The organism is Candidatus Protofrankia californiensis (assembly GCF_900634765.1).
GTDB lineage: Bacteria > Actinomycetota > Actinomycetes > Frankiales > Frankiaceae > Protofrankia > Protofrankia californiensis.
On record NZ_CAAAFT010000039.1, the window covers coordinates 3,030 to 13,915 of the forward strand.

A 10,886-nucleotide genomic window follows, 5' to 3' on the forward strand; every position below is an offset into this window, starting at 1 on the left:
GTCATGGTGGACGAGCCGACCGTGGAGGACACCATCTCTATCCTGCGCGGCCTGCGGGAACGGTTCGAGATCTACCACGGGGTGAAGATCCAGGATGGCGCGCTCGTCGCCGCGGCGACGATGAGCAACCGCTATATCACCGACCGGTTCCTGCCGGACAAGGCGATCGACCTGGTCGACGAGGCGTGCGCCCGGTTGCGTACCGAGATCGATTCGATGCCCGCCGAGCTGGACGAGATCACCCGGCGGGTGACCCGGCTGGAGATCGAGGAAGCCGCCCTGGCGAAGGAGACCGACCCGGCCAGCAGGGCCCGTCTGGAGGAGCTGCGCCGGGAGCTCGTCGACCTGCGGGCCGATGCCGACGCGAAGCGCGCCCAGTGGGACGCGGAACGCCAGGCGATCCGGCGGGTCCAGGAGCTGCGCGAGGAGCTGGAGCGGGTGCGCCGGGAGGCCGAGGAGGCCGAGCGCTCCTACGACCTGAACCGGGCCGCCGAGCTGCGCTACGGCCGGCTGCGCGAGCTGGAACGGCGACTCACGGCGGAGGAGGAACAGCTCGCCGCCAAGCAGGGCGAGCACCGGCTGCTGCGTGAGGTCGTCACCGAGGAGGAGATCGCCGAGATCGTCGCGGTCTGGACCGGCATCCCGGTCGCCCGGCTACGCGAGACCGAACGGGACAAGCTGCTGCGCCTGGACGAGATCCTGCGGGAGCGGGTGGTGGGTCAGGACGCGGCCGTCGCCCTGGTCGCCGACGCGATCATCCGGGCTCGCTCCGGGATCCGTGACCTCCGCCGCCCCATCGGTTCCTTCGTCTTCCTCGGGCCGACCGGCGTCGGCAAGACCGAGCTGGCCAGGACGCTGGCCGCGGCCCTGTTCGACACCGAGGAGAGCATGATCCGTCTAGACATGAGCGAGTACCAGGAACGGCACACGGTCAGCCGGCTCGTCGGCGCTCCCCCCGGCTACGTCGGCTACGAGGAAGGCGGGCAGCTCACCGAGGCGGTCCGGCGCAAGCCGTACTCGGTGGTGCTCTTCGACGAGATCGAGAAGGCGCACGCCGACGTGTTCAACGTCTTGCTGCAGGTGTTGGACGACGGGCGCGTCACCGACGCCCAAGGGCACCGGGTCGACTTCCGCAACACCGTCATCATCATGACCTCCAACATCGGCTCCGAGTACCTCCTCGACGGCCTGGAAGCCGAGGGCCGGATCAGGCCCGAGGTGGAGGCGCGGGTGATGGCGGAGCTGCGCGGGCACTTCCGCCCGGAATTCCTCAACCGGATCGACGACATCATTCTGTTCCGGCCGTTGTCCCTGCCGCAGCTCGAGAAGGTCGTCGACCTGCAGGTCGACGATCTGCGCCGGCGACTGGCGGAGCGGCGGATCACCCTGGAGCTGACCGGCGCCGGCCGCCGCCACATTGCACAAGCCGGCTTCGACCCGGTCTACGGGGCCCGGCCGCTGCGCCGCTACATCTCCCACGAGGTCGAGACCCGCATCGGGCGGGCGCTGCTGCGCGGCGAGGTCTCCGAGGGCGGTGTGGTGCGGGTCGACGCGCACGACGGCGAGCTGGCCGTCAGCTACCAGGCGGCCGATGCGCAGCACGGGCTTGCCGCCTGACCACCCCGACCTCGGCGGATGCGTGGTCCGCGGCGAGGCGTGGGCGGCTCGGTACCCGGGCAGGGGCGCCTGGCCGGGCAGCACACCGTCGCCGAGGCTGTCGCCGCCGCACCTCGCACACCCGTCGACAAACCACCTGTCCCCAGGGGCGTGCCGGCAGGGGCGGGCTGCATCGATCAGCAGCGAGGTGAACCGCCGCACCCACCGGTGGACCGTGACGTGATCGACCATGAGACCTCGTTCGGCGTGGCGCGGAGGAGCTCCTCGACGTCCCGATACGACAGGGCGTAGCGGAGATGCCAGCGGACCGCCAGTACGCTTCTCCTCGGGCGGGAGGCGGAATCTGGTGAACGGGCAGGGCGTCGGCGCATCTATCCACCATGAATGATCAAGGATCTCTCGGATGCAACAGACCCTCCTGCCACGCTCAGGACCGAGGGTGCGGGGCCAGATCAACCTCGCTCAAGAGGGATCTCACGACACTTCCGGATGTGACGGGCCTCTCACGTTATAACGCCCCACCACGGGAAGGCATCCCTGGACACAGGCGCGCCGCCCGGCGCAAGGCGCTGCCCGGGCTGCCTCTACCAGACTGATCCGAGGAGTCCGGCGTGGTCATTCGCAATGCAGCCGAGATGTCCCTACCGGAGGCTGATTCGACACCCGCCGTGCTGGTCGTGCTGGTCGTGGCCGTCGTGATCGGCTATGCGGTCGCGCTGGTCGTCGACCGGGTAGCCCGCCGGGTCGGGCGCCGTTCGGCAGCCGCCGCCGACCTGGCCCAGCGCGGGCGACACCCGGCCCGCCTCACCCTCGTCCTCGTCGCCCTGCTTGTCGCGCTGAACGCCACGCCCCAACAGACCTGGACCGGGGCCATCGTCCGGCTGCTCGGCCTGGTCTTCATCGGCGGCGTCTCCTGGCTGGTGGCGGTGCTCACGTTCCTCCTCGAGGACCTGGCCCTGGCCCGCTACCGGATGGACGTCGCCGACAACCGGCACGCCCGCCGGGTGCATACGCAGGTGACCCTGCTGCGTCGCATCACGGTGGCCGTCATCACCGTCATCGCCGTGGCCGCGATGCTGATGACGTTCCCAAGCGTGCGCATCGCCGGTGCCAGCATCGTCGCGTCCGCCGGAATCGTCGCCATCGTTGCCGGCCTCGCCGCACAGACCTCGTTGGCGAACGTGTTCGCCGGGCTGCAGCTCGCCTTCACCGATGCCATCCGGGTGGACGACGTGGTCGTCGTGGAGGAGGAATGGGGGCGTATCGAGGAGATCACACTGACCTACGTGGTCGTCCACATCTGGGACGACCGACGCATGATCCTGCCATCGACGTACTTCACCACCACGCCGTTCCAGAACTGGACGCGCCGGGAGGCGGCCGTGCTCGGCGTGGTCGAGCTGGACCTGGACTGGTCGGTGCCGGTAGAGGAGATGCGGGCGGAGATGCACCGGATCCTGGACGCCACCGCCCTCTGGGACGGCCGGGTCTCGGTGCTCCAGGTAACCGACGCGGTCGGCGGATGCGTCCGGGTCCGGGTGCTGGTCAGCGGTAGCGACGGACCGACCGTGTTCGACCTGCGCTGCCACGTCCGGGAGTCGCTCGTGCGATGGCTGCGGCAGCAGCACCCGGCGGCGCTGCCGAGGACAAGGCTCGAACACGAGCGGGGCGGCTCGGCGTGGGACGGCGAGCATGACGGTCATGGGAAGGGGCTGCACGGGCCGGCACAGCGGCGCGAGTCCGACCCGACCACCGCCGGGGCCCCGGCCACCGATCCGGCCACCAGTACGCGGCTGGATCCCCCCACACATCCTGAGGAAGCCCACGCGGATGCCCGCCTGTTCGGGGGCAGCCCGGACGCGGCCGAGCGCTCCCGGGCGTTCAGCGAAACCGACGAGCACGGCCCGCGCCAGCCGCCGTCCTAGCAATCTTTGATTGCCAGGTTCTCCACGCTCATGTCAGGTCCTGCTCACTGTCACGCCGGATAGCTGGAACTACGAGTGCTATCAGGGCAATAGTTGGAATCATCCGGTTATCGACGACGGAACTCGGGTAGTAGACACAAGACCAACCTGTTCGTGGCATCCGACCACCACAGATCGCTGATTCGTTGGGAGAAAACTTCAATGGTCAAACAGCCCGAACCCTCGCGACCGGATTTTGCGGACGTGCTTCCACCCACTGCCGCCGACACTGGGGCAGACGCCGCTTCCATCGGTGGAACGGGTGCCGAAGACGCGAATGCCGTCGACCTCCAACGGAAGGCCGCAGACGCGACAGGCGGGCTCGCGCCGCACGTCGCGGCAGCCGCTGGCCGGACCCGCGACGCCGCTGAGAAGGCGGCTGGTACGGTCCGGGAGAAGGTACGCCAGAACCCGCAGGTCGCCACGGCGACCGAGAAGACGCTGGGCATTCGGGACAAGGCCGTCGGGACCCTTCGCGACCAGGCCGATCATCATCCGCAGGTTGCCGCGGCTGCCGAGAAGACCGTGGCCACCGGCGGCAAGGCCGCTCGTGCGGCGGGCCAGCAAACCCGTCGTCATCCCCGAGCCACTGGCGGGGCGGTTGCTGGCGGGGTCGTCCTGCTCCTCACGCGGCGGGCAGTCCGGCGCCGTCGCGGGTGATGATATTGCGAATGGATATAGCAGCACGTTGCCCACCACATTGATCGTCGTTTTGACGCCGGCCACCGGTGATCCTGCTGCTTGGTTCGGCGCCATGCCGAGTTCCATCTCGGCGTGGCGGCTCAGTTGCATTGGGCGTAGGCTTTCAACCGGCTGTGATCCGATTCAATCGGGTTGTTCGCATACGGGGCGTCGATGTGGTGGACGGCGGGCAGTTGCTCGTCGAACACCCGCGGGCAAGTCGCTGGGGTGTGGGTGCCAGGTACCCGGTTCGGGTCATGCTGCCTGCCGGTATTCGTGAGTGAGGACGGCGTCGAACGCGGCGGTGAACTTCGTATCGCGATCGCGGATGAGAAACCGGAACTGTGCGGCCCGCTCCGGCCTTACCAGCAGGATCGGCCGTGGCGCCCGCGGGAGCAGCCGTGCCAGCCCGGCCAGGATGGCACGGCTGGCCCAGCAGAGCCGGGGTCGGGCGACCTGGCGGCGCAACTCTAGTCAGAAGAACCGCACTGGCAGGACCACCGGCCGCCAGTGGCTGATGCTCAGCGCGTCGGCGTGCGCGCTGAGCGTCGGCTACCTTGTCGTTGCTGACCCGCACGATCCGAATACGGTCATGCCGGTCTGTCCGACAAAGATTGTCACCGGGCTCGATTGCCCGGCGTGTGGAGGCCTTCGTCTGGTTCACGACCTGCTTCACGGCCATGCGCGGGCCGCGGTTCACGACAACCTCTTCATACTGCTCTGTAGCCCGGTGCTGATGTACCTGATCTGGCGGCAGGCGCGCGCGGTCAGCCTGGGCGAGCAGGCGCGCGTCCCCAGACCACTTGCCTACGGCCTGGCCGGCGCCGCGCTCGTCTGGATGGCCGTGCGCAACCTGCCCGGATGGCCCCTGACCCCGACGTCCATCTGACTGGCAGGATCCTGGACGGCTGCTCGGCGGCATCGATGTTTCATGGCTGAACTGATGAAACTGACGAGCTGGGCGAATGCGATGAACGATTTGCTCCCTCTGGTGCAACTCTGTGGATTGATGTAGGCCAAGGCGTCGGCGAGCGCTTCAAGCCCCGCTTGGCTCTATAGCAATCAGCTACGTAGGGTAGTTGAGGGTTCAGCGGCCCGGCGACCGGCTATGAACCGTCGTGCCTGGTGGGTGAGGCGGGTTCGGACTGCTCTTCGCATCCAGCCCCACATCTCGCTACTTTATGTAATGATGATCTTATGTAAGGCTGGCCGCGTATAAGGCTGGAATGAGGTGCTGGTATGCGGCTGCTAGCGTAGTCATATGTTGCCTGTGGTGCTTCAGGGTCTCGGTCGGGTCGGTCTTCACACGCGGGCTGGTACGGCTGTCGGGTGGGTATCAATTGCTGGTGTGCCGGGGTGTCGGGGTGGACGGCGATGAGAGTCGAATATTCGCAGGCGGCCGTGAACCGGAATCTTCCGTCGTCGTCTTGGCGGCGGTCTCTGGACGTGTTGTTGGGTTCCCCGGTCGAGGGCGTTGAGAGCAGCGCGAGCGTGATGCCGTTGGCTGTCGAGCTGACCTTGTCCTCGGGTCCGTCGCCACGTGGCTCGGTAGCGGGTGGGCTGGCGCTGCGTGTCCTCGCTCGGTTGGTGAGGCCGGGGAGGAACGGCTGGGTCGGCGCGTTGCCGTGGTCGAGGCTGAACTCGCCTTACTATCACGGCGAGTACCTTGCCTCGCATGTACGGTTATTGCGGGAGATGTACGCTGTTCACCGGTCGGGTAAGGATTACGCAAGCTACGACTCCTATTCCTCCTATTCTTATCCTGAGGATAAGTCGATCGATCTGTCCACGTTCGGTAGTGTTCTGCTCTGGCGGATGCTCGACGACGCCGAGGCGATCGGTCTCCGCTTGGTGCACGGGAAGAAGCGGCTCGGTGATGTGGATCGGTACGGCTCCGCTGAACTCTTCCTGGACGTCACCCGCGGCACAGGATCCGGCGAAGGATCCGAAGCGCTTGTGATCACCCCGGTGTTACGGGTGGAGGGGGCGGGTGCGGATGCCGCGCCGTTCGCGTTCATCGGGCAGGAAGGTCACGGTGTCGTCTACGTCGACCGTGCGGAGATCCAGGCCTCGGCCAATCATGGTGATTGGCGGCTGCGGTTGGCCAGACTCGTCACGCCGGTGCCGCCGGAGCTGCAACGGATGGCGCAGGAGAACAGGCAGTTGGAGATCCCGGCGGCCGAGGAGGCGCGTTTCCGCGACGAGTTCTATCCGCGGCTGCGGCGACTGGCCCCGGTGATCTCCAGCGACGACTCCTTCGTGCCTCCGACGATCGTGCCGCCCACACTGGTGCTGCACGCCTCCTACGGCGCCGATCATGACCTCGACGTCGACTGGGGGTGGGAGTACACCGTCGGCGATGCGCGGCCGCGGGTGTCGCTGCACGACAGCGCGCCGCATCCCGGATACCGGGACAGGGCGCAGGAGCAGGAGATCCTGGACAGGCTTGATATTCCACTGGAGACGTTCGGGCTGCTGTCGGCCGGTGAGGCCGGCGGGGAAGGAAATTCGGTGTCGCGCGCGCGGCTTAGCGGCATCGACACGATGCGGTTCTCCACGGAACTGCTGCCGTGGGCGGAGAACCAGCCCGGGATCGCTGTCGAGGTCAGCGGGAGCCCTGCCGACTATCGCGAGGAAAGTGACTCGCTGCGTATCGGTGTGTCGGCCCACGATGTGGTGGGTGAGACCGACTGGTTCGATCTCGGGGTGACTATCAGCGTGGCGGGACGCGATGTTCCGTTCACGGAGGTGTTCCTGGCGTTGAGCAGGGAACAGTCGCACATGCTTCTGCCCGATGGCACCTTCTTCTCCTTGTTGAAACCCGAACTGCGCACGTTGCGGACGTTGATAGCGGAGGCGCGGGCGCTGCGGGACGTATCCGACGGGCCCCCGCGGATCAGCCGGTTTCAGGTCGGGCTGTGGGATGATCTGGTTGAGCTCGGTGTCGTCGACCATCAGACGGAGGCGTGGCGGCGGCAGGTGGCGGGGCTGCGGTCGATCGAGTCCGTCGACGCGAAGGAGCTACCGGCGACGCTCGCGGCGCGGCTGCGCCCCTACCAGGCCGAGGGTTTCCGGTGGTTGGCGTTTGTGTGGGAGTTCCAGCTCGGCGGCATTCTCGCCGACGACATGGGGCTCGGTAAGACCTTGCAGTCACTGGCGCTGATCTGTCATGCCAAACAGGCCGATTCCGCGCTCCCGCCGTTCCTCATCATCGCGCCGACGAGTGTCGTCGCGAACTGGGAGGCGGAAGCCGCCCGTTTCGCGCCGGACCTGCGGGTCGTGTCGATCTTCGACACACTGCGCCGCCGCGGGGAGGGGCTCGAGCAGATCGTGGCTGGCGCGGACGTGGTGGTGACCTCGTACACGCTGCTCCGGCTCGACTTCGACACCTATTCCGGCATCACCTGGTCGGGGCTGATTCTGGACGAGGCCCAGGCGGTCAAGAATCACCAGTCGAAGATCTACCAGTGCGCGCGGTCGCTGACCACGCCGTTCAAGCTCGCCATCACCGGCACTCCGATGGAGAACAACCTGATGGAACTGTGGTCGCTGCTGTCGATCACTGCGCCGGGCCTGTTCCCGAACCCGACCCGCTTCCGTGACTACTATGCCCGGCCGATCGAAAAGCAGGGCGATGCCGATCTCCTCACGCAGTTGCGACGGCGGATCAAGCCGCTGGTCAAACGGCGTACCAAGGAACAGGTGGCCGCCGACCTTCCCGCGAAACAGGAGCAGGTCCTCGAGGTCGACCTGCATCCACGACACCGCAAGGTGTATCAGACCCACTTGCAGAAGGAACGGCAGAAGGTCCTCGGCCTGGTCGACGACATGAACCGGAACAGGTTCACCATTCTGCGTTCGCTGACGCTGCTGCGCCAGCTCAGCCTGCATGCCGGGCTTATCGACGACGCAAAAGACGATCTTCCGTGCGCCAAGATAGACGCGTTGCTCGAGCAGCTTGTCGACGTGGTCGACGGCGGGCATCGGGCGTTGGTCTTCAGCCAGTTCACCGGATTTCTCGGCAAGGTGCGTGAGCGGCTGTCCGCGGCGGGTGTGGAGTACTGCTACCTTGACGGCAGAACGCGGAACAGAGCCAAGGTGGTGGAGCAGTTCAAGGAGGGGTCGGCCCCGGTCTTCCTCATCAGTCTCAAGGCCGGCGGATTCGGGTTGAACCTCACCGAGGCGGACTATTGTTTTCTCCTCGACCCGTGGTGGAATCCGGCGACGGAGGCGCAGGCGGTCGACCGTACCCATCGCATCGGGCAGACGCGGAATGTCATGGTCTACCGCCTTGTAGCCAAGGGCACCATCGAGGAGAAGGTGATGATGCTGAAGGAACGGAAGGCCGAGCTGTTCTCCAGCGTCATGGACGAAGGCGGCGCCTTCGACACGACTCTGGACGCCGACGACATCCGGATGCTGTTCTCCTGACGTTCGCACCGCAAACCGCGGCGTGGCTGAGAGGGCGGGGCCCGTGCCCCGCGGACGAGGAGCTCAGGCGCCGCCGCAGTGGACCGTCCCGAACGGAACCTCCCGGTCAAGCCCGAAGTAGTCGTGCCAGGTGATCGACGGTCCGAAGAAGTTCACCGTCGAACCGTCGTTGAGAACCACCGACTGGCTCTTGGCGACGTGTACGTCGTTGTCCGCGAGCGGGCCGGAGAAGTTGACGAGGTCGTCCCGTCCGTCGTTGTCGAAGTCGCCGGTTCCCAACCGGTTGACGTCGGGCATCCCCTGTCGCCACAGCGCTCCGTCGGCGAAGGAGGAACCGGTGTTGTGCATGGCCCACACGTCGACGAATGCCGAACCGTCCAGGTCCGGGTTGACCGACGCGAGGTCGTCCCGTCCGTCGCCGTCGAAGTCGCCGACCATCGGGAACTGCCACAGTTCCGGCGCTATGTTGTCGAACCACTTCTCCGCCGGAGCGAAGTAGTTGACGATTCCGGTTCGGGGACGCACGTAGAAGGTGCTCAGCATCACCAGCGCGTCGGCCTGGTCGTGGCGGGTGATCGCGACGACGTCGTCGCGGCCGTCACCGTTGAAGTCGCCGATCAGTGGGCAGCGTCCCCTCATGTCGGGCATCGCCTCGTACCACTTCACCGGCGCCGCGAAGCTGGTACCGGTGCTGAGCGACACCCAGGCCGGTCCGCCGTGGCGGTCGAACGCGGCGATGTCGTCGAGGCCGTCGCCGTTGAAGTCGCCGACGCCCGGCGTCTCGGTCGCGTCGAGGTTGTTGCCGATCAGGAAGAAGTCGCTCCATTTGCTTGCGGCGCCGAACGTGTAGATGGGGGTACCGAGCCTCGGCAGCCGGGTGCTCAGCGACACCCAGACGTCGTTGGCGGGATTGCGGGTGAAGGTCACGATGTCGGTCCGGCCGTCGCCGTTGAAGTCGCCGATCAGCGGCCACTCCTCGCCGACCGCGAAGTAGTCGTGCCACTTCTGCGCCGGGCCGAATCCCGAACCGGTGTTGAGCGCCACCCACACGTCCGCTTCGGGACCACGGGTGAAGGTGATGATGTCGTCGAGCCCGTCGCCGTTGAAGTCACCGGACGGCGCCGTCACGGGCGGCGGGAGTGCCGGCGGTTCCGCGGCCGCTCCGCTCGTGAACGCCGTCGCCGACAGCGCGAGGATGCCGCAGCCGACAAGGGCGATTCGTACGCGTGACACCGAATGCGTGAACATGCGTGTCCCCGTGGCTCCCCTGTGGCTTCTGTGGCGGCGGGACGAAGGTAGCGTCCGGCGGCCGTGGGCAGGGTGTTCCTGTCAGAACAGGGACATCAGAACAGGGACAGAGGCGCGGCACGACACAGGGGTCCCGAAGAGATCACACACAGGCAGCCGGGGCCGGACGTGCGATCGTTGATCAGTTGTGGTCTGCGCGGATGAATTATCGGCACCCGCAGTGACGGCGTGAGAGCATGACTCGACGTCCACAGAGCCAGTGAGAGGCACGATCGCGAGCCGTCATGTTTTTTGCGTCCGAGAGGTCCAAGTCCCGGGACGCTCAGTGGAAGGCGAGGCGGTCGGCGTTGTAGGGGTCGTCGATTCGGACGATCTCCCGGCCCAGTGGCAGCAGGGAGACCGGGATCAGCTTGAAGTTCGCGATCCCCAGCGGGATACCGATGATCGTGAGGCACAGCAGCAGGCCGGTCGTCAGGTGACCGAGCGCCAGCCACCAGCCGGCGAACACGATCCACAGCACGTTTCCGATCAGTGATGGCGCGCCCGCGTCGCGGCGATCGATCACCCGGCGGCCGAACGGCCACAATGCGAAGTTGGCGATGCGTAGCGAGGCGACCCCGAACGGAATGGTGATGATCAGAATGAAGCAGATCAGTGCGGCGAGGGCGTAGCCCAGTGCCATCCAGAACCCGCACAGCACCAGCCATATCAGGTTCAATATCATGCGCATACGGTCAATCTTCCCCCTCGGACCCTGGCTTGAACGATCGGGCCGGGGGCACCTCGGTGAGACAGGGCCACTTTCGCCGGGCAAAGATCAAGTAGGGTCGAGCAGAGGCTTCTGCGTCACTCGATCGCCACACATCATGATCGACAGTCGTGTCCGCGACGGGCGGCCGGGAACGTGCACGTCTTTCATCCAGCCGTCGCCGTCCGGGGTCGGGA

General features: G+C 66.6%; 7 protein-coding genes and 2 pseudogenes. 5 read left to right on the forward strand and 4 right to left on the reverse strand.

Annotated elements, in window-relative coordinates; all coding sequences use genetic code 11:
* Positions 1–1,617 (forward strand): AAA family ATPase (locus tag DD1DGNOD_RS01960; protein ID WP_131769315.1); only part of this gene is annotated, 1,617 nt, incomplete at its 5' end.
* A gap of 198 nt (positions 1,618–1,815) precedes the next feature.
* Here DD1DGNOD_RS01960 and DD1DGNOD_RS01965 read toward each other — a convergent pair.
* Positions 1,816–1,992 (reverse strand): annotated as a pseudogene (locus tag DD1DGNOD_RS01965) (IS6 family transposase); the annotation flags it as partial.
* A 260-nt stretch (positions 1,993–2,252) separates the two neighbouring features.
* Between DD1DGNOD_RS01965 and DD1DGNOD_RS01970 the strand changes: the two are divergent.
* Both DD1DGNOD_RS01970 and DD1DGNOD_RS01975 read left to right on the forward strand, forming a co-directional pair.
* Entirely contained in the window at positions 2,253–3,542 is a 1,290-nt protein-coding gene (locus DD1DGNOD_RS01970; RefSeq protein ID WP_165036342.1) for a mechanosensitive ion channel family protein, read from the forward strand.
* A gap of 243 nt (positions 3,543–3,785) precedes the next feature.
* On the forward strand, positions 3,786–4,241 hold the full coding sequence (locus tag DD1DGNOD_RS01975; RefSeq protein WP_131769309.1) for a hypothetical protein: 456 nt from the start codon (positions 3,786–3,788) through the stop codon (positions 4,239–4,241).
* Positions 4,242–4,381: 140 nt separating this feature from the next.
* Here DD1DGNOD_RS01975 and DD1DGNOD_RS28580 read toward each other — a convergent pair.
* A pseudogene (locus DD1DGNOD_RS28580) lies at positions 4,382–4,486 on the reverse strand (IS6 family transposase); the annotation flags it as partial.
* A 104-nt stretch (positions 4,487–4,590) separates the two neighbouring features.
* On the opposite strand from DD1DGNOD_RS28580, the gene DD1DGNOD_RS01995 reads away from it, so the two are divergent.
* Complete coding sequence (locus DD1DGNOD_RS01995) at positions 4,591–5,151, forward strand: DUF2752 domain-containing protein (protein ID WP_241251143.1); 561 nt, start codon at positions 4,591–4,593, stop codon at positions 5,149–5,151.
* Positions 5,152–5,636: 485 nt separating this feature from the next.
* Positions 5,637–8,693 (forward strand): DEAD/DEAH box helicase, encoded by a 3,057-nt coding sequence (locus tag DD1DGNOD_RS02000; RefSeq protein ID WP_131769310.1) that lies wholly within the window; start codon positions 5,637–5,639, stop codon positions 8,691–8,693.
* Positions 8,694–8,756: 63 nt separating this feature from the next.
* Here DD1DGNOD_RS02000 and DD1DGNOD_RS02005 read toward each other — a convergent pair whose 3' ends face one another.
* Both DD1DGNOD_RS02005 and DD1DGNOD_RS02010 read right to left on the reverse strand, forming a co-directional pair.
* Positions 8,757–9,941, reverse strand: coding sequence for an FG-GAP repeat domain-containing protein (locus DD1DGNOD_RS02005; protein WP_131769311.1), 1,185 nt, complete (start codon positions 9,939–9,941; stop codon positions 8,757–8,759).
* Between the two features lie 322 nt (positions 9,942–10,263).
* Positions 10,264–10,671 carry a YccF domain-containing protein gene (locus DD1DGNOD_RS02010; protein ID WP_131764866.1) on the reverse strand — a complete coding sequence of 136 codons (408 nt, stop codon included), beginning with the start codon at positions 10,669–10,671 and terminating at the stop codon, positions 10,264–10,266.
* Positions 10,672–10,886: the final 215 nt, after the last annotated feature.

Coding starts and splice junctions, on each gene's coding strand:
- DD1DGNOD_RS02000 (WP_131769310.1), top strand. CDS start 5,637: ATGAGAGTCGAATATTCGCAGGCGGCCGTGAACCGGAATCTTCCGTCG.
- DD1DGNOD_RS02005 (WP_131769311.1), bottom strand. CDS start 9,941: ATGTTCACGCATTCGGTGTCACGCGTACGAATCGCCCTTGTCGGCTGC.
- DD1DGNOD_RS01970 (WP_165036342.1), top strand. CDS start 2,253: ATGTCCCTACCGGAGGCTGATTCGACACCCGCCGTGCTGGTCGTGCTG.
- DD1DGNOD_RS01995 (WP_241251143.1), top strand. CDS start 4,591: ATGAGAAACCGGAACTGTGCGGCCCGCTCCGGCCTTACCAGCAGGATC.
- DD1DGNOD_RS02010 (WP_131764866.1), bottom strand. CDS start 10,671: ATGCGCATGATATTGAACCTGATATGGCTGGTGCTGTGCGGGTTCTGG.